This window comes from Pseudomonas syringae pv. coryli str. NCPPB 4273 (assembly GCF_000972175.1).
GTDB lineage: Bacteria > Pseudomonadota > Gammaproteobacteria > Pseudomonadales > Pseudomonadaceae > Aquipseudomonas > Aquipseudomonas syringae.
In genome coordinates this window covers 1-18,620 of record NZ_AWQP01000010.1, presented here as the reverse complement: position 1 = coordinate 18,620, position 18,620 = coordinate 1, and the positions used below count along the sequence as shown (strand labels likewise).

The window sequence follows — 18,620 nt, the reverse complement described above, 5'->3', positions numbered from 1 at the left end:
CCGAGGGGCGAAAAGGTGACTCAAGTCGAGTCTGAATCTCACCGAGTCGCAGAACTGTGTGACGCGGAGCGTCACGAAATGCATTACCACGCGGAGCGTGGGAACGAGAACCTTAGTGGTTTAAGCCCCGCTTTCGGGCTCATCGGACTTATATATAACGCCATTCGCGCAACGAGAACTTGACCCCCAAGAGGCCGAAGAGCCTCGCCTGTCTCAATGACCTTCCTTGCTGCCAGACACTTTCCATTCATTTGCGGGAGCTTTGAACATGGTCAATCGTCTACACGGCAAATCCCTTACCGCTTTACTCGCGCTCGGCGCCTTTGCCCCGATTGCGCAGGCAACTGACGCCCCCGTCCTGAACACCGGCAGCACGGCCTGGATGGTCACCGCAGCCGTTCTGGTGCTGTTCATGTGCCTTCCGGGGCTGGCGCTGTTCTACGGCGGCCTGGTACGAGCCAAGAACATGCTGTCGCTGTTTACCCAGTGTTTCGGCATTGCCGGAGTCGTTGGCGTGCTGTGGGTCATCTATGGCTACAGCATGGTGGTGGACACCAGCAACATGGTCGAAGGGCAAGTGAGTTTCAACAGCTTCGTGGGCGGTCTGAGTCGTGCGTTTCTGGCCGGCATGACCCCCGACAGTCTGGTCGGCGATATCCCTGAAGGGGTATTCGTAACCTTCCAGATGACCTTCGCCATCATCACTCCGGCGCTGATTGCCGGGGCCTTCGCCGAACGCATGAAGTTTTCTGCGGCGCTGCTGTTCATGGCGCTGTGGTTCACCCTGGTGTATGCGCCTGTCGCGCATATGGTCTGGGGTGGCGCCGGCGCCTTGATGCACAACTGGGGCGTGCTGGACTTCGCCGGCGGCACCGCAGTGCACATCAATGCCGGTGTCGCTGCACTGGCGGCATGCCTGGTACTGGGCAAGCGCAAGGGTTATCAGAACACCCCGATGCCGGCGCACAACCTGAGCCTGACCATGGCTGGCGCAGCCATGCTCTGGGTCGGCTGGTTCGGATTCAACATCGGTTCCGGTGGCGGCCTGAACGGCACGTCCGGCATCGTCATGCTCAACACGCAAGTGGGGGCGTGCGCCGGGATACTCGGCTGGATGTTCACCGAGTGGTTCAAGGTTGGCAAGCCCAGCGCCCTGGGTCTGGCAAGCGGCGCATTGGCGGGTCTGGTCGGCATCACCCCGGCGTGTGCCTATGTCGGAGTCGGCGGAGCACTGGCCATCGGCGTGCTGTGCGGAGTGTTCTGCTACCTGAGCGTAACCGTACTGAAAAAACGCCTGGGCTATGACGACAGCCTCGACGTCTTCGGCCTGCACGGCATCGGCGGCATGATCGGTGCTGTACTGACCGGCGTGTTCTGCGTGCCCGCACTGGGCGGTCTGGTACCCGATGTCAGCATGGGCGCCCAAGTGATTGCCCAGATCAAAGGCGTACTGTTCACCACGGTCTACTGCTTCGCGGTCAGCTGGATCATCCTCAAGGCCGTGCAGGCCCTGATCGGCCTGCGCGCGCATGAGTCAGTGGAGGAAATGGGCCTGGACCTGGCTGAGCATAACGAGCGGGCCTACAACCATTGAGAGGGCTGCCGGATCAGTGTCAGGGCGAGGGAACCCGACGACGTCGGGCCGGAAACGGAGCTGCATGTTTTGCCTGCTTTGGCCCATCAAAGCAGGTCGCCGAGGGGCGAAAAGGTGACCTGAGTCGACCACCAATCCACCTGACAAAGAAAGACCGCTGTGTGACGCAGAGCGTCACGAACTGCATGCCAACGCGGAGCATTGGCACGATAAATAAGCAGTTAGATTTGTGTATAACGATGAGCGCAGAGCATGGGGAGGATCAATATTATGGTCTGAGCAGCATTTTCCTGGGCCTCTCAGGCAATCTCAACACTCAACGAAACACCGGCACCACGTGCTTGATGAACAGCTCAAGCGACTTTTTCTTCTCGGCATGCGGCAGGCTGTTGTCGCACCAGAAGCTGAACTCGTCGACACCCAACTCCTGATAGTGACGAATGCGCGGAATGATCTCCTCAGGGGTACCGATCATAGTGTTTTTGCGGATGTTCTCCAGCTCGAACTCCGGACGTTCCTTGAATTTCTCTTCCGGGCTGGGGGCCAGAAAACCGTTGACCGGCGTCTGTTTATTGCCGAACCACGCGTCAAAGGTACGGTAGAACTTCGCGATGGCGGTGGCACCCACCTTCCAGCCTTCAGGATCATCTGCGGCATGCACATGCGTATGGCGCAGCACCATCAATTGCGGGCGGGGCACGTCAGGGTTGTTGGCCAGCGCGGCGTCGAACTTGTTCTTCAGGTCGACAACTTCTTCGTCACCCTTCATCAACGGGGTAACCATCACGTTACAGCCGTTCTGCACGGCGAAATTGTGCGAGTCGGGGTCGCGTGCAGCGATCCACATCGGCGGCGTGTTGATCGGCTTGGGCACGGAAGTCGAGGTCGGGAATTTCCAGATGTCGCCATCGTGAGCGTAGTCACCCTGCCACAGCGCACGCACCACCGGGACCATTTCACGCAACGCCTTGCCGCCTTCGGAGGCTGGCATGCCACCGGCCATGCGGTCGAACTCCACCTGATAGGCGCCGCGTGCCAGGCCGACTTCCATGCGCCCGTTGCTGATCACATCCAGCAGCGCGCATTCACCCGCGACCCGCAATGGATGCCAGAACGGCGCAATGATGGTGCCCGCGCCCAGATGAATGCGTGTGGTTTTGGCCGCCAGATACGCCAGCAGCGGCATCGGGCTTGGCGAGATGGTGTATTCCATCGCGTGGTGTTCGCCTATCCAGACTGTGCTGAAGCCACCTTGCTCGGCCATCAGCGTCAGCTCGGTCAGGTCCTCGAAAAGCTGGCGATGACTGACACTGTCATCCCAGCGTTCCATGTGCACGAACAACGAAAACTTCATGACACTTACCTCGCTTAAATCTGGCGCCTGCACCGGCGTGATGAGTTATTGTTGTCTGATGGTATACCGTAATACTTTCGGTGCAAGTGTTTTTTGCGGCGCTGCTCCGCGCTGCAAAACGCAACGGCAGAAACGAAAAAAAGCGCCTCATGGGAGGCGCTTTCGGGTGTTGCGGATTCAGCCGGGGCAGGCTCGATCAGCTCGGGATCAACTGCAGGCTTCGGATTCGATATAGTCAGCCGTGGAGTCGCGAATCACCGGACCCATGCCACTCACGGCCTTTGCCTGCTCCATGATTTCCAGTGTGGAGCCGGTGCCGACCAGGTTCACCGTATGGTTGGCGCAGTTATAGACCCGCTTGGAGTAGATCACCCCAAGCATGCCTTCACGCCGGGTGATCACCACGCGTTCCTTTGCGCTTCCGCTTTTTTCTACCAGTGCGTGATGACCGGACGGATCATGGGGGATGGATAGGGTTTTGCCTTCGGCATGCGCCGACAGGGCAGGGATCATCAAAGCCAGAAAACAGGCATGCAATTTCATCGGTGCTCCTGCGGATGAATGCGGGTTCGTTGGATCCAAAATTTACTACTGCAACGCGATTCTGGATAGCAGGGCGAGCTGCCTCTCGTCGGCTTGTTTTTAACGAATCACATCCTGCGCCAGGCCAAAAATCCCTTGAAACTGTTGCTTCGGCAACAGTGGTTCCACACCCTGGCGTGGCACGGACAGTTGACGCTGCACATCAGCCGTCGCAACGCCTTGATCTGTCTGTGTTTTATTGGATGGCACGGTTGCTGCTCTATGGATCTGCAGGCCCTTGTGTTTAATGCGCTCGGGAAGCTTGCAGCCAGAGGAGTACCGACATGAGCCAATCGTCCATAAAATTTGCGTACTGGGTTCCGAACGTCAGCGGTGGGCTGGTCGTCAGCAAGATCGAACAGCGCACCAGCTGGACCATCGACTACAACCGCAAATTGGCGCAGATCGCCGAGCAGTCCGGCTTCGACTACGCGCTGACGCAAATCCGCTTTACCGCCGGCTATGGCGCCGAGTTCCAGCATGAATCCGTAGCTTTCAGCCACGCGCTGTTGGCTGCGACCGAAAAGCTCAAGGTCATCGCCGCGATATTGCCCGGTCCATGGACCCCGTCGGTAGCCGCCAAGCAACTGGCGACCATTGACCAGCTCACTGCCGGGCGCGTGGCAGTCAATATCGTCAGCGGCTGGTTCAAGGGCGAGTTTCAGGCCATCGGTGAGCCCTGGCTGGAGCATGACGAACGTTATCGGCGCTCCGAGGAGTTCATTCGCGCGCTCAAGGGAATCTGGACCACCGACAATTTCACCTTCAAGGGTGATTTCTATCGCTTTCACGATTACACCCTCAAGCCCAAGCCGATCCAGCGTCCTCACCCGGAGATCTTTCAGGGTGGCAGCTCGCGGGCCGCGCGTGACATGGCGGCGCGGGTGTCTGACTGGTATTTCACCAACGGCAATACCGTGGAAGGCATCAAGGCCCAGGTCGATGACATTCGTGCCAAGGCAGCCGCGAACGGGCATTCGGTGAAGATCGGCGTCAATGCCTTCATCATTGCCAGAGATACCGAAGAAGAGGCACGCGCCGTGCTGGCCGAAATCGTCGACAAGGCTGACCCGGAAGCCGTCAACGCCTTTGGTGACGCCGCGAAACAGGCTGGCCAGTCGAGTCCGGAAGGCGAGGGCAACTGGGCCAAATCCACCTTTCAGGATCTGGTGCAGTACAACGATGGTTTCAAGACCAACCTGATCGGCACACCCCGGCAGATTGCCGAGCGCATCGTCGAACTCAAGTCCGTTGGCGTAGATCTGGTCCTTTCCGCGTTCCTGCATTTCCAGGAAGAAGTCGCCTATTTCGGTCAGCACGTGTTGCCTCTGGTACGCGAGCTGGAAGCCGCTGCACAACGCAAGCCTGTCGCCGAGACGGCTTGACCCCAGGCCACTGCCGACAACCCGCCTTGCCCCTGTAAGCCGGTCGCGCTTACAGCCCGCCATAAAATCAGGCGCCACTGTGATCCAGTGTGCGCCTGCGTCCGTATGTTCAACCCCGATCAACCCATATACCGCTGTACGTGGCATTATGATGCCACTCACTGGCATGCTTTTATCGATGCCAGGCCTTCCAGGTATGGCCGAGCACTTGCCGACAATGGCAGTTGATAGCGAAAGGATTGTCGATGGCCCCTGAGCAATCAGGTCCGGTTTTCAGAAAAACCAGATGCACTGGTTCTCACCTGTTGTGGAGGCAAGTTTTGAAACGCGACCTTCGGCTTGCGTCATGGCTGATCTTCGTAGTGTGCGCCTGCGTGGTGATGTTGATGGCCTGGCAAGCATGGACCGCACGCCGCAACACCCTGGAAAACATCCAGACCAGCACGATCAATCTGGCTGGAGCGCTGAGTACCTACACGGATGGCATTTTCAAGCAAAGCGAGCTGATGCTGATCGGCCTGACGGAGCGTGTCGAAAAGGACGGCGCCGGACCCGAACAGATCGAGCGTCTGAGGTGGGTGATCGCGCGTGAAATGGGCGCGCTGCCGCAGATCGATACCGTGTCGCTGTACAACGCTGACGGGATTTGCATCTTCTCAAGCAATCCCAAAGTCATAGGCATCAACAGCGGGCAGCGCCAGTTCTTTCAGCACCACCTGCAGGTGCCTGACAAAGCCCCTTACATCGGCCCGACGATTCGCAGCCGCGCCTCCGGCGAATGGGTCATATCGGTCAGCAGACGCATCAATAATCCCGATGCGAGTTTTGCCGGGCTGATGGTTGTGACCATCGGCGTCGATCATCTGTTGAAGTTCTATTCGGATATCAAGGTTGGTCGAACCGGCATTATTAGTCTGACGTCGACGGCCGGACAATTGCGGGTGCGCTATCCCCATCTGGAACAGGAAATCGGTCGCGACCTGTCATCGACGCCCATTTTCACCTCGGAACGCGGCCAAGTGTCCGGCACCGCTCAGTTCGTTTCCAGGATTGACGGTGTCCCGCGTTTTTATGCGTTCAAACGCAGTGATGTCTACCCGATCGTCACCGTGGTTGCGCTGGGTCAGAAAGAAGCCATGCTCGACTGGCTGGGCCAGACCAAGCAGTCCATTCTGGTCATGCTGGTGCTGCTCGGCCTGGTGATCGGGCTCGGCGTTCGTCTGATCGGGCATATTCACAGCCGCATACGTGCAGAAGACCAGTTGCTTGATTCCCAGGCAGCCCTGATCCGGCTGAACCAGCATCTGGAGTTGATCGCCTCTGAAGACAAACTCACCGGGCTGGCCAATCGCAGACGTTTCGATCAGTTTCTGGAAGTCGAATTCAAGCGCGCCAGACGCGAGCGCAGCCTGCTGTCGTTGATTCTGATCGATGCCGATCATTTCAAACGCTACAACGATCATTACGGTCACCTGGCCGGTGACGAATGCCTGATTGCGCTGGCCCGAGTGGTGGAGCAGTTCATTCGTCGTCCCAGTGACGTCGCCGCCCGTTATGGCGGTGAAGAGATCGCGGTGGTGTTGCCTGGTACTGACGAGTCGAACGCTCGCCAGGTGGCCGAAAATATCCTGCGGGCGATCCGTGACGAGCAGATCGAACATCCTGCCAGCCCGTTTGGCATCGTGACGATCAGCCTCGGTGTCGCGACATTCGTCGGCACGGATCGGCAACTCGATGAGCGTAGCCTGATCGAGCTTGCCGACCGCGCGTTGTACGCCGCCAAGTCGCAAGGTCGCAATCGGGTGAATGTGGCTTCGGAAATCACGACCGGCACATTACCGGCCTGGACCCGCGTCAAGGCCTCTGCGGACGAGCAAGCCGACACGGAGCCAAGGTCGGGCCAGCGGGATTGACACCCGCCGGCCGCCTTTTGCCTATCGCTTCTCAGGCAGCTGCTGATCGTCGGCAATGGGTTGCGCATGCGGTTTGCGGCGCAGCACGGACAGCAACCAGACGAAGAATACCGGCACCAGAACCACGCCCAGCAACGTTGCGCTGAGCATGCCGCCGATAACACCGGTACCGATGGCGCGCTGGCTCGCAGCGCCTGCGCCGGTGGCCAGGGTCAGCGGCACCACGCCAAGGATGAAGGCCAGCGAGGTCATGACAATCGGTCGAAAGCGCAGCCGCGCAGCCTGAAGTGCCGCGTCGCGCAGTGAATGGCCTTGATCCCACAGCTCCTTGGCGAACTCGACGATTAGAATCGCATTTTTCGCCGCCAGCCCGATGATGGTGATCAGGCCGACTTTGAAATACACATCGTTGGGCATACCCACGGCTGTCACCGCCAGCACGGAACCCAACGCACCGACGGGTACGATCAGCATCACCACCAGCGGGATCGCCCAGCTCTCATACAGCGCGACCAGCAGCAGGAACACCACCAGCAGCGCCAGGCCGAACAGTCCGACCGCCTGGCCGCTGGCGACTCTTTCCTGATAGGAGAGGCCGGTCCATTCGTAACCGATGCCTTGCGGCAGCCCGGAAACGATCCGTTCGATTTCCGCCATGGCCTCGCCGGTACTGACCCCCGGCGCTGCGTCGCCGGAAATCCTGAACGCGGGGTAGCCGTTGTAGCGGGCGATCTGCACCGGGCCTTGTTCCCAGTGTGTCGAAACGAAGGCACCCAACGGCACCAGTGTGCCGCTGCTGTTGGGCACGTAGAGTTTGAGCACGCTTTCCGGGGTCATTCGCGAACTCTGCTCGGCCTGCACGACCACGCGCTGTTGACGTCCGGCATTGGCGAAGTCGCTGATCACCGAGGAGCCGAAGGCGGTGGACAGGGCGTTGCTGATCGACTCGAAACTCACCCCAAGCGCCCGGGCTTTTTCGCGGTCGATGTTCAGGCGCAATTGCGGCGCTTCGGCCAGACCTTCCATCATCGCGTAGAGAATCTTCGGGTTGCCGTTGGCCTCGCCGAGCAGCTTGTCGCGCGCCGCCAGCAAGGCTTCACGGCCCAGGCCTGCGCGGTCCTGCAGACGCAGCGAGAAGCCGCCCGAGGTGCCCAGGCCGTCGATGGGTGGTGGCGTCACCGCCATCACCGTACCGTCGCCGAGCCCGGCAAAATGCTGGTTGAATGCCGCCGCTTCTTCAGCCGCCGACTGGCCCTTGCCGCGCTCCGACCAGTCCTTCAGGGTCGGGAACGCAAGACCCGCGTTTTCACCCATGCCCGAGAAGCTGAACCCCAGCAGCATGGTCACCGCGCCAGTGGCTTCGCGGGACAGCATGTAGTTCTCAAGCAATTGCGCGGTGAGGTCGGTACGTGAACGGGTGGCACCGGGAGGCAGTTGCACGTCGATGATCAGATAGCCTTGGTCTTCCACGGGCACAAAGGACTCCGGCAGGCGCAGGTAGAAAAAGCCCAGCAGACCGACGATACCGAGGTACAGCAGCATGTAGCGGCCAGCGCGCTTGATCATGCTCGAGCTGACGCGCTCGTAACGATCGGTGAACGTGCCGAACAGGCGATTGAAACCACCGAAGAAACCGCGCTTTTCATGGTGCCCGGCCGGGATCGGCTTGAGCAGCGTGGCACACAGCGCCGGGGTGAACGTCAGGGCCAAAAAGCCCGAAAACAGAATCGACACGGCCAGCGACAGCGAGAACTGCTGGTAGATGACCCCGACCGAGCCGCCCATGAACGCCAGTGGCAGAAACACAGCGGCCAGGACCAGCGTGATGCCGAAAATCGCCCCGGAGACCTGCTGCATCGCCTTGACCGTGGCGGCGGAGGGAGAGAGGCCTTCTTCAGCCATGATCCGCTCGACGTTTTCCACCACCACAATGGCGTCGTCGACCAGAATACCGATGGCCAGCACCATGCCGAACATGGTCATCATGTTCACCGAGAAGCCCATCAGGTACATGATCGCCAGTGTCCCTGCCAGACACACCGGGACCACGATGGTCGGGATCAGCGTGTAACGGATGTTCTGCAGAAACAGGAACATCACCAGAAACACCAGCACCATGGCTTCGATGAGGGTGTAGATGACCTTGTCGATGGCCACGTCGACGAAGCGCGAGGTGTCGTACGGTATCGAAAACCCCACGCCTTCCGGGAAATTGACCGACAGCTCGGTGAGCCGCTGCTCGACGGCTCTGGCCGTCTGGATCGCGTTGGCACCCGGCGACAGCTGAACGGCACCGGCGACGGCCCGTTGCCCGTTCAGGCGTGATTCGAAGCTGTAATCCTGGCTGCCGACTGCCACGCGCGCCACATCGGACAAATGCACCGCAGAGCCGTCCTCGTTGGCACGCAGAACGATGCGCCCAAACTCTTCCGGGTTGTCCAGCGTACCCTTGACCGCCAGGGTGGCGGTCAACTCCTGCAGTGACGAGGCCGGGCTGCTGCCGAAGCTGCCTGCCGGCACCTGCACGTTCTGCGCCCGGATGGCGGCATTCACGTCGTCGATGGACAAGCCGAAACCCACCAGCTTCTGCGGATCGATCCATACCCGCATCGCGGCTTCGGCAGCGAAGAATTGCAGTCTGCCGACACCGTTCACCCGGCTTATTTCGTTATTGACGTTGCGTGCCGCGTAGTCGGCCAGCGCGACGGTATCCTTGTTGGCCGCGCCGTCCTTGTAGTTAAGGGTGTAGATCAACAGAAAACCGGAGCTGGCCTGTTCGACCTGCAGGCCCTGGCTGAGGACAGTCTGAGGCAAGCGTGCTTCGGCTTTCTTGATACGGTTCTGCACCTCGACCTGAGCCAGGTCCGGGTTGGTGCCCGGCACGAACGTCACGTTGATTTCCGCGCTGCCGGTCGAGTTGCTGGTCGACTCATAATACAGCATGCCCTTGGCACCGTTGAGCTCGTCCTCGATAACGCTGGTCACCGAATCGACCAGCACCTTCGCGGATGCGCCGGGGTAGGTGGCGGTGATGGTGATCTGCGGTGGCGCCACGTCCGGGTACTGCGCCACAGGCAGGGACGGCAGAGCCATCAGCCCGGCGAGCAGGATGAACAGGGCAAGTACCCAGGCGAAGTTGGGGCGCTTGATAAAGAAGAGAGACATGGACAGTGATCCTCGGTCGCGCTGAAGGCGGCTTTATTGCGCCTTGGCCTGCGGTTGGGCGGATGGCAATTTGCGGGCGACCTTGTCACCGGCGCTGAGCCCGGTCATGTTGCCGACAATGACCTGTTCGCCTGCCTTCAGGCCTTCGGTGATCTGCCAGCGCGAATCCTGCATCGCCCCGGTTTTGACCGGACGCGCTTCGACCGTGCCGTCCTGGGCAATCACCAGCACGCGGGCTGCACCGTCGCCGGAGCGCTGAACGGCGCGCTGCGGAACAAGAATGGCGTTGCTGTCGACGCGCTGCGGTGTGCGCACCCGTACGTACATGCCGGGCAGCAGCACGCCCTTGGGATTGGCAAAGCGGGCACGCAACGACACCTGCCCGGTGGTCCGGTCTACCGCGACATCGGTAAACAGCAGGGTGCCGGTGCTCGTGTAATCGGTGCCGTCGACACTCAGCGACAACGCGTCTTCGCCGCCCTTGGGCAAGCGGCCTTCCTGTATCGCGGCGCGCATCTGCAAGGCGTCGGCAGCCGGCTGGGTAAAGTCGGCGTAGACCGGGTCGAGTTGTTGAATGGTTGCCAGCAGCGTGGTTTCGCCCTGACCGACCAGCGCGCCCTCGGTGACCATGGCGCGGCCGATGCGGCCTGAAATCGGCGCTTTGACGGTGGCATAGCCCAGGTTCAGCCTGGCTGTCTCGACATCCGCCTGAGCCGATTTTTTAGCGGCGATTGCGTTTTGCAGTGCAGAGCGGGCGGTATCGAAAGTCTGGCGGCTGACCGCTTCTATTTCGACCAGCGACTCGTAACGTTTGACCGTGGCCTGAGTCTCGAACAGCGTGGCTTGCGTGCGGGCCAGATCTCCCTGCGCCTTGGACAGCGCGGCCTTGAAAGGCGCCGGATCGATCTGGAACAGCACTGCGCCGGCTTTCACATCGGCACCTTCCTCGAAGTTGCGGCTCAGCACGATGCCGGCCACCCGGGCGCGAACCTGCGCCACACGCACCGGTTCGATACGGCCGGGCAATTCGTCAACGACCGTGAACGATTCGGCGTTGACGGTAATGGCTTCCACCTCTTTGGGCGCTTTCGATGCAGCGTGATCCTGCTGCTGTTTCTGCTCGCACCCGGCCAGACCCAACGCTGCCAGCAGGGCTACTGCAGGCATGACACGCCAATCGCTGAAACTACTCATCATTCACCCGGCCGCAGCCATCAGATGCTAAAGCCGCGAATGATCTACTTTGTACGAAAGTGAGTCAATATTGACTCACTTGAGACTTTAGTGACTAATTGTGTATAGGCTTTGAGAACGCATCAAGGTTTCTGCACAATGCGCCGCCCGCCACTTATACGAGTTGAAGACGTACCCCAATGGAATTACCTGCTGACGACAAATTTCTGAAGGCCCTGGCCGTTGCGCTGGTTGACCATTCCAGCGGTACGCTCAAGGATATTGCTCAGGCAGCTGGCGTCAGCAAGGCGACGCTCAACCGCTTCTGCGGTACCCGCGCCAACCTCGTGGAATTGCTGCTTAATCACGCCTCTGACCTGATGAACCAGATGGTCGCCGATGCGGATCTGCAGAGTGCTCCGCCGCTGGAAGCGCTTCAACGGCTGGTCGACAACCACCTGATGCACCGCGAAATGCTGGTCTTTCTGGTATTTCAGTGGCGCCCGGATTCGCTCGATGAAAGCAGCGGGGGGCGCCGCTGGTTGCCTTACTCCGATGCCCTGGATGCATTTTTCCTGCGTGGTCAGCGTGAAGGCCTGTTCCGGATCGACGTCGGTGCCGCCGTCCTTACCGAAATGTTCGCAGCGCTGCTCTCCGGGATGGTCGACGCCGAACGCCGCGGCCGTGTGGCACGCGTCGGCATGGGCGCGCTGGTGACCCAGTTTTTCCTGCAGGGCGCGGCGGCACGATAAGCAGGCCTGCGCTGTTTTGTCGCACGACGTATGGCAGCCCATGAGCGCGACGTTTGCGCGTCTGCTCATGCCTTGATACAGGATTGGCGGTATTCCCCATTGCCCTTGAGTGGTAAATTCGCCGCCTTTGAATTTGTCTGAACCCACGCGCCTTATCCTCAGGGGACGCAAGACATGACGCAACATCTGACACGCCGCGAGGTGGTCACTGGCCTCTCATTGCTGAGCCTTGGCCTGTTGACCGGCTGCGGCAGCTCCAATGCGTTGCCGTTCAAGCACGGCAAGGACATGAGCAACGAGATTGTCGGCCGCAACTTCCGGCTCAAGGACTCGCAAGGCAACGTCAAGACCCTGTCCAGCTTTCGCGGGCTGATGCCGATGATCTTCTTCGGTTTCACCCAGTGCCCGGCCATCTGCCCCACGGCGCTGGCGCGGGCTGCGCAAATCAGGAAGCTGATGGGCGAGGAGGGCAAGACGCTGCAGGTGGTGTTCATTACCCTGGACCCGGAGCGCGACACGCCCGAAGTGATCGACGCCTATGTGAAGGCTTTCGATCCGACCTTTGTCGCACTGTCCGGCACGCTTGAAGAAACGGCGGCAACGGCGAAGGAGTTCGGCGTATTCTTCGAGAAGGTCCCACTGGGTGACACCTACACGATCTCGCACACCGCGACCAGTTACGTCTACGACACCCGCGGTGTATTGCGCCTGGGGTTGTCGCACAGGCTGTCCGCCCAACAATGCACCGAAGATCTGCTCACTTTGATGGAAGTATGCTGATGACCGTTCTGATTCGTAACGTCGCAAAACCGCTGTTGCTGACCCTTTCGCTGTTGGGCCTGAGCGCTCAGGTCCTGGCCGAAACACACGTCGATGACGCCTGGGTGCGTGCCACCGTGCCGGGCCAGTCGGCCACTGGCGCGTTCATGCGCATCACTGCGGACACCGACAGCAAGCTGGTCGACGTCGCTTCACCCGTTGCGAAAACCGTGCAGATCCATGAGATGAGCATGAAAGGCGATGTGATGAGCATGCAGCGCGTCAACTCGGTCGACCTGCCGGCCGGCAAACCGGTGATGCTCGATTCCGACGGCTACCACGTGATGTTCATGGGCCTGGCTGCCCAGGTCAAAGAAGGCGATCAGGTGCCTCTGACCCTGACCGTAGAAGACGCCAAGGGCGCGAAGCAATCGATCCAGGTCACCGCAGTCGCCAAGTCACTGACCAGCGACGAGCACAGCAGCCACGGCGATCACAGCGGCCATTGAGGCTTGCAGCATCGGACGCGGGGCACTCATCGTTATAAACCGGTCTTGTGGGAGCGAGCTTGCTCGCGAAGAGGCCGGCACAGCCCCCCAGCAAACAGGGTGCTCGATGCATCGGCAAGAGAGTGATCTACATGACGCCTATCGTTCCTCACGCTCCCGCGTGGGAATGCCTTTCGTGACGCTCCGCGTCACAACTCTGCGCCTCACTGCACGTTCAAAAGCGAACGCGGAACGTCCGCCTCCTATATGCATTTAGGATCTAACCGGCGAACCAAATATTCTTTTCAGGAACAAGCTTTTTTCGGCGATGATTGCCTTGCCACATCGGCCTGAGGAAGGTGACTGATACCAACAGAACCTGGATTTTTATCATGAAAATGCAGGAGTGTATCAATGGGCAATGTCCAGACCGCAGCCAGTGCACATGACGTGCCTTGGCGCCAGACGCCGAGTGGCGACCTGGTCGATCTTGGGCGTCCTTTCCGTGCGCCGCTGGCGTTATCGCGGTTGCAAAGCACCCCAAAGCCGATTCTCGGACGACGCGAAGCCATTTTGCTCGGTGCTCTGGCGCTGGTGTTCCATGGCGCGATCATTTACTGGCTGAGCCAGAACCCGACGCCGGCGTTGCCGGTTGTGCCACCTGAAATCCCGCCGATGACCATCGAGTTTTCCCAGCCTGCGCCACCGGTTGTGGAAACACCGCCGCCACCGCCCGAGCCTGTCGTGCAACCGGTGGTCGAGCCGCCACCTGCTGTCGAGGACGAACTGGCCGTCAAACCGCCGCCGCCCAAATCGATTCCAAAGCCCAAGCCACAGCCGCCCAAACCGGTGGTCAAGCCGGTCGTGAAACCCGTGGCCAAACCGGTTGAACAGGCACCCACACCTCCCGTACCGACAGCTCCTGTCGCCGCGCCTGCGCCACCCGCTCCGCCGGCACCAAAGCCGGTAACCCCGGCCTCGGCCAGCGCGGGCTACCTGCGCAACCCGGCCCCGGAATACCCCTCGCTGGCCATGCGTCGCGGCTGGGAAGGCACTGTGCTGTTGCGCGTGCATGTATTGGCCAGCGGCAAGCCCGGCGAGATTCAAATACAGAAGAGCAGTGGCCGCGAGCAGCTTGATGACGCCGCGCTTGCTGCGGTGAAACGCTGGAGTTTCGTTCCGGCCAAGCAGGGCGATTTAGCCCAGGATGGCTGGGTCAGCGTGCCCATTGATTTCAAGATCAAATGAGGCTTCAAGATCAAAACGTTTCACGATCAAACCCGGCTATTCGATTGACCTGGCGAGCTACCTGAACCAAAGGCGCATCGCGACACACTCCATGCCTTGTTCAGACTTTGTTCAGAGAGAGCTGCGCCATGAATCTACTTGCTTCGCCTTTTGAATCCATCGAACACGCGGTCATCTGGCTGCTGGTGCTTTTTTCCGTCGCGACCTGGGGCCTGGCTCTGCTTAAGGGCGTGCAGTTTTCGCGCCTGAAGTCTCAGGATCGCAAGTTCCACAAGCGGTTCTGGGCGGCATCGAGTCTGGATTCGGCCGCGCAACTGGCCCAGGAGCAACCGGGCGCTGCCGCTCGTGTCGCCCTGGCCGGTTACGCCGCCATTCAGGTGCCGGATGGCGCGCAGGCCAATGACCTCAGTCAGTCCATCAACCATCAGGACCGCCTTGAGCGCGCACTGCGTCAGCAGATCGTTCGCGAGCGCCGTTCACTGGAAACCGGTCTGGCCATCCTCGCCAGCGTCGGCAGCACTTCGCCTTTCATCGGTCTGTTCGGCACGGTCTGGGGCATCATGTCAGCCCTCAAGGGCATCAGTGCGGCCGGCTCCGCGAGCCTGGAAACGGTGGCCGGGCCGATCGGCGCGGCGCTGGTGGCAACCGGTGTCGGCATTGCCGTCGCAGTGCCCGCAGTGCTGGTTTACAACTACTTTCTGCGACGCCTGAAGCTGACCGCTGCCGATCTGGATGACTTTGCCCACGACTTCTACAGCCTGGCGCAGAAGAGCGCCTTCCGTGTGCTGCTGCATCCGGTATTGAAGTCCGGCACTGCGGGCGCCCACGCCGGGCAGAACGTGAAGGAGGCCTCCTGAGATGGCTTTTTCCACGCAAGACACCGATGAAGTGCTGAGCGAGATCAACGTCACGCCGCTGGTAGACGTGATGCTGGTGCTGCTGGTGGTGTTCATCGTCACCGCGCCGCTGTTGACCAACTCGATCCCGATCAACCTGCCCAAGACCGAATCGGTCGCGCCGGTGGAGCAGAAAGACCCATTGGTGGTGAGCATCGACGGGCAGGGCAAGCTGTTCATCAACAAAGACGAAATCCAGCCGGACTTGCTGGAAAGCAACCTGAAGGCGGCCAGGGACAAGGCACCTGACGTACGCGTGCAATTGCAGGCGGACAATGGCGTCAACTACGGGGAAGTCGCGCGCGCCATGGCCTCCATCGAACGTGCCGGGATTACCAAATTGTCGGTGATCACTGCCAAGTAACAGATTCAGACCACCTGCAGCTTCAACGGTTTTGGGCCGCATCCTCAGGCAGGTGCGGCCTTTTTTTGTCTGCATTACAAGTATTTTTCAGTACTGACACAAATGCAGATGCTTATTCGTTATTGGTATTTAAATATTTAAATCAATGTCATTAAGCTATATCGCATCGGGCTACCGGAACATCAATCAGACATCGTAATGATCGCCACCGTCCGCCGCACGGATCGCTCGTTGTAACCAGAACAAAGTTTCTGGATCAGGGATTTTCAAGGGGTAGTGGTATGGGGAATTTCAAACGCAACGTATTGGCCACGGCGATTTTTTCAGCCAATTTGCTGAGCGTCGCGGGTATCAGTGCAAGCGCTTTTGCCGCCGAAGCGACAGATGAACAAGCTAATCAGGGTGCGTCCACTCTGGGTACAGTGATCGTGACCGGCACCCGTGCGCAGGAGCGTACCGCCAGCGCCTCGCTGTCGCCTGTCGATGTGATCTCCGGTGACAGCCTGCGCAGTTCCGGCTCCAGCGAGTTGGGCGCCGTGCTGGCTCGTCTGATTCCTTCGATCAATTTCCCCCGGCCGAGCCTGGTGGACGGTGCGGAGCTGACACGTCCGGCGCAACTGCGTGGCCTGTCGCCGGATCAGGTGCTGGTGCTGGTCAACGGCAAGCGCCGCCACACCTCTGCTTTCGTCAATCTGGGCGGGGCGGTCGGACGTGGTTCGGCACCTGCCGACCTGAATGCCATTCCGCTGTCGGCCATCGACCATATCGAAGTCCTGCGCGACGGTGCGTCGGCACGTTATGGGTCCGATGCCATCGCCGGGGTGATCAACATTATTCTCAAGAGCGCCGACCATGGCGGGTCGATTTCCAGCCAGTACGGCCAATACAAGAAGGGCGACGGCATTCAGCGCCAAGTATCGGGCAATACCGGTTTTGCCCTGGGCGACAACGGCACGTTCAACCTGTCCGGTGAGGGTGCCAACAATGACTACACCAACCGTGCCGGTGACGACTTGCGAGCGTCCAGTGTCGGGTCCACCACTTACGGTCAGCAGGTGTTTCGCCAGGGCGAGCCACAGACGCACGAGGGCAAGCTGCAGTACAACGCCGAATACAGCTTCAGCGATGCGGCGGAGTTCTACAGCTTTGGGGGCTACAGCAAACGGCGTGGTGAAACCGCCGCTTTCTATCGGCCGAGCAATGCTTCGAATAACATTGCGGCGATTTATCCAAACGGCTATCTGCCACTGATCAACGGCACGCTCGAAGACACCTCGCTGGTCGCTGGCCTGCGCGGTGAACTGGCGTATGACTGGCACTACGACGTGTCCGCCAACTATGGCAAAAACTCTTATGAGCTGCGCACCAAAACCATTAACACCTCATTGGGGCTGAACACGCCGCGCTCGTTTTACAACGGCACGCTGACCAATGATCAGAAGCAACTGAGCCTCGACCTGTCCAGGGAATTCAATGCAGCGTGGCTGCCTTATCCGGTATCGGTTGCGTTTGGCGCGGAGTACCTGCGGCAGGGCTATCAGATCGAGGCAGGGCAGCCAGAGTCGTATTTCCAGACCGGCAGTTCCGGGTTGGGCGGTTTCCGCGCGGCGGATGCAGGCAGTTACTCGCGACACAACTTCGCACAGTATCTGGACCTGGAAACCAATCTGACCGAGAAGCTCGGTGTGTCGGCTGCCGTCCGCCACGAGGACTACAGCGATTTCGGTTCCAATGTCAGTGGCTCGCTTTCGGCGCGCTACGATTTCACTCCGCAGGTGGCCTTGCGAGGCAGCGTATCGACAGGGTTCCGCGCGCCTTCACTGGCGCAGCAGAACTTTACTTTCACGTCGTCGCAGCTGATTGGCAACACCATCCAGGAAGCGGGCACGTTTCCGGCCGGCAGTAACGTTGCACAACTGTTGGGTGCCGAAGACCTCAAGCCGGAAAAGTCCCGCAACTACAGCCTGGGCCTGGTACTCCAGCCGCTGGATAGCTTGACCGTGACTGCCGACGTCTATCGCATCGACATTCAGGACCGTATCTCGCTGTCCTCCAATCTGGTGCTCAATAACACCGCCATCAATTACCTGCGCAGCAATGGCGTAGGCGATATCAACTACACCAGTGCCCGTTATTTCACCAACGCCACGGACACCAGCACCGATGGCGTCGATCTGGTCGCCAATTACCGCTACCAGTTCGACAACGGTGTGCGCTGGAACAGCACGGTGGGTTACAACTACAACCACACCAAAGTCACCGACGTGAAGGCCAACCCGGCGATTCTCGATCAGTTGGGAGTGAACCTGGTGCGGGTAGACCGCAGGGAGCGCATCGGTTTGCTGGGCGACACTACGCCTCAACACAAACTGACGCTGGGCAATGACCTGACGTTTGGCAATTGGGCGCTGCACTCCAACCTGGTCCGCTACGGCGAGTTCACCAGCTATCAGGCCGACAAGGTCAACGATCAGACCTTCAGCGCCGCCTGGCTGCTGGACCTGGCGGTCGACTACAAACTCAAGAGCTGGGTCTTCACCCTGGGCGGCGACAACGTCACCGACAAATACCCGGAAAAGCTCAACGACTTCTCCTCCAGCGGCGGCAACCTGGCCTACAGCACATTCTCGCCCTACGGGTACAGCGGCGCTTATTACTACGGCAAGGTGACGTATAACTGGTAGCGCGATTTGCCGCTGACTGTCGTGCCACTACTTCGCGTTTGCATACAGTTCGTGACGCTGCGCGTCATATCTGTGCTGCAACACAACGTTATGCCTTACTCGTAGTCACTGCACATAAACAAAAGCGCTTCTTGGCTCGATGGCACTGACGACGCAAATTGCGACGTAAGTGACGGCTGAGTCCTGACGCTGATCCGGGGGTAACTCGGCAGGACGCCGAGTTAGCCGCACCGGGCCCAGAGTGTGTAAAAACCAGCCCAAGT

General features: G+C 59.9%; 14 protein-coding genes. 10 read left to right on the top strand and 4 right to left on the bottom strand.

Annotation, left to right across the window (positions count from 1 at the left end; genetic code table 11):
- Positions 1–268: 268 nt before the first annotated feature.
- Positions 269–1,594, top strand: coding sequence for an ammonium transporter (locus P406_RS06920; protein WP_046235760.1), 1,326 nt, complete (start codon positions 269–271; stop codon positions 1,592–1,594).
- A gap of 316 nt (positions 1,595–1,910) precedes the next feature.
- On the opposite strand, the gene P406_RS06915 is transcribed toward P406_RS06920, so the two are convergent.
- Positions 1,911–2,948 carry an LLM class flavin-dependent oxidoreductase gene (locus P406_RS06915; RefSeq protein WP_004412651.1) on the bottom strand — a complete coding sequence of 346 codons (1,038 nt, stop codon included), beginning with the start codon at positions 2,946–2,948 and terminating at the stop codon, positions 1,911–1,913.
- 207 nt (positions 2,949–3,155) lie between these two features.
- Positions 3,156–3,491 (bottom strand): hypothetical protein, encoded by a 336-nt coding sequence (locus tag P406_RS06910; protein ID WP_004410841.1) that lies wholly within the window; start codon positions 3,489–3,491, stop codon positions 3,156–3,158.
- Between the two features lie 323 nt (positions 3,492–3,814).
- Here P406_RS06910 and sfnG point away from each other — a divergent pair, with 323 nt between their 5' ends.
- Together sfnG and P406_RS06900 are read left to right on the top strand one after the other, a co-directional pair.
- Entirely contained in the window at positions 3,815–4,915 is a 1,101-nt protein-coding gene (sfnG, locus tag P406_RS06905; protein WP_046235759.1) for a dimethylsulfone monooxygenase SfnG, read from the top strand.
- A 320-nt stretch (positions 4,916–5,235) separates the two neighbouring features.
- A complete protein-coding gene (locus tag P406_RS06900; protein WP_046235758.1) occupies positions 5,236–6,828 on the top strand; it encodes a sensor domain-containing diguanylate cyclase in 1,593 nt (530 codons plus the stop codon).
- Between the two features lie 21 nt (positions 6,829–6,849).
- On the opposite strand, the gene P406_RS06895 is transcribed toward P406_RS06900, so the two are convergent.
- On the bottom strand, positions 6,850–9,993 hold the full coding sequence (locus P406_RS06895) for a multidrug efflux RND transporter permease subunit (protein WP_046235757.1): 3,144 nt from the start codon (positions 9,991–9,993) through the stop codon (positions 6,850–6,852).
- A 33-nt stretch (positions 9,994–10,026) separates the two neighbouring features.
- Entirely contained in the window at positions 10,027–11,187 is a 1,161-nt protein-coding gene (locus P406_RS06890) for an efflux RND transporter periplasmic adaptor subunit (RefSeq protein ID WP_046235762.1), read from the bottom strand.
- A gap of 179 nt (positions 11,188–11,366) precedes the next feature.
- Here P406_RS06890 and P406_RS06885 point away from each other — a divergent pair, with 179 nt between their 5' ends.
- The 7 genes from P406_RS06885 (at position 11,367) to P406_RS06855 (ending at position 18,357) form a co-directional block, all read left to right on the top strand.
- Positions 11,367–11,918 (top strand): TetR/AcrR family transcriptional regulator, encoded by a 552-nt coding sequence (locus P406_RS06885; RefSeq protein WP_046235756.1) that lies wholly within the window; start codon positions 11,367–11,369, stop codon positions 11,916–11,918.
- Between the two features lie 174 nt (positions 11,919–12,092).
- Positions 12,093–12,698: an SCO family protein gene (locus tag P406_RS06880; protein ID WP_003367246.1), complete on the top strand. Its 606-nt coding sequence runs from the start codon at positions 12,093–12,095 to the stop codon at positions 12,696–12,698.
- Complete coding sequence (locus P406_RS06875) at positions 12,692–13,186, top strand: copper chaperone PCu(A)C (protein WP_080343855.1); 495 nt, start codon at positions 12,692–12,694, stop codon at positions 13,184–13,186. Before P406_RS06880 ends, P406_RS06875 begins: the two co-directional genes overlap by 7 nt.
- 393 nt (positions 13,187–13,579) lie before the next feature.
- Positions 13,580–14,413: an energy transducer TonB gene (locus tag P406_RS06870; RefSeq protein WP_046235755.1), complete on the top strand. Its 834-nt coding sequence runs from the start codon at positions 13,580–13,582 to the stop codon at positions 14,411–14,413.
- A gap of 128 nt (positions 14,414–14,541) precedes the next feature.
- Positions 14,542–15,270, top strand: coding sequence for a MotA/TolQ/ExbB proton channel family protein (locus P406_RS06865; protein ID WP_024650191.1), 729 nt, complete (start codon positions 14,542–14,544; stop codon positions 15,268–15,270).
- Between the two features lies 1 nt (position 15,271).
- Positions 15,272–15,673, top strand: a complete 402-nt coding sequence (locus P406_RS06860; RefSeq protein WP_004412667.1) for an ExbD/TolR family protein — start codon at positions 15,272–15,274, stop codon at positions 15,671–15,673.
- A gap of 281 nt (positions 15,674–15,954) precedes the next feature.
- A complete protein-coding gene (locus P406_RS06855) occupies positions 15,955–18,357 on the top strand; it encodes a TonB-dependent receptor plug domain-containing protein (RefSeq protein WP_046235754.1) in 2,403 nt (800 codons plus the stop codon).
- The last annotated feature ends 263 nt before the right edge of the window (positions 18,358–18,620 follow it).

What these genes read in the sequence shown, in the direction of transcription:
- P406_RS06870 (WP_046235755.1), top strand. Translation starts at nt 13,580, where the DNA reads ATGGGCAATGTCCAGACCGCAGCCAGTGCACATGACGTGCCTTGGCGC.
- P406_RS06875 (WP_080343855.1), top strand. Translation starts at nt 12,692, where the DNA reads ATGCTGATGACCGTTCTGATTCGTAACGTCGCAAAACCGCTGTTGCTG.
- P406_RS06895 (WP_046235757.1), bottom strand. Translation starts at nt 9,993, where the DNA reads ATGTCTCTCTTCTTTATCAAGCGCCCCAACTTCGCCTGGGTACTTGCC.
- P406_RS06915 (WP_004412651.1), bottom strand. Translation starts at nt 2,948, where the DNA reads ATGAAGTTTTCGTTGTTCGTGCACATGGAACGCTGGGATGACAGTGTC.
- P406_RS06910 (WP_004410841.1), bottom strand. Translation starts at nt 3,491, where the DNA reads ATGAAATTGCATGCCTGTTTTCTGGCTTTGATGATCCCTGCCCTGTCG.
- P406_RS06880 (WP_003367246.1), top strand. Translation starts at nt 12,093, where the DNA reads ATGACGCAACATCTGACACGCCGCGAGGTGGTCACTGGCCTCTCATTG.
- P406_RS06890 (WP_046235762.1), bottom strand. Translation starts at nt 11,187, where the DNA reads ATGAGTAGTTTCAGCGATTGGCGTGTCATGCCTGCAGTAGCCCTGCTG.
- P406_RS06865 (WP_024650191.1), top strand. Translation starts at nt 14,542, where the DNA reads ATGAATCTACTTGCTTCGCCTTTTGAATCCATCGAACACGCGGTCATC.
- P406_RS06885 (WP_046235756.1), top strand. Translation starts at nt 11,367, where the DNA reads ATGGAATTACCTGCTGACGACAAATTTCTGAAGGCCCTGGCCGTTGCG.
- P406_RS06920 (WP_046235760.1), top strand. Translation starts at nt 269, where the DNA reads ATGGTCAATCGTCTACACGGCAAATCCCTTACCGCTTTACTCGCGCTC.
- P406_RS06855 (WP_046235754.1), top strand. Translation starts at nt 15,955, where the DNA reads ATGGGGAATTTCAAACGCAACGTATTGGCCACGGCGATTTTTTCAGCC.
- sfnG (WP_046235759.1), top strand. Translation starts at nt 3,815, where the DNA reads ATGAGCCAATCGTCCATAAAATTTGCGTACTGGGTTCCGAACGTCAGC.
- P406_RS06860 (WP_004412667.1), top strand. Translation starts at nt 15,272, where the DNA reads ATGGCTTTTTCCACGCAAGACACCGATGAAGTGCTGAGCGAGATCAAC.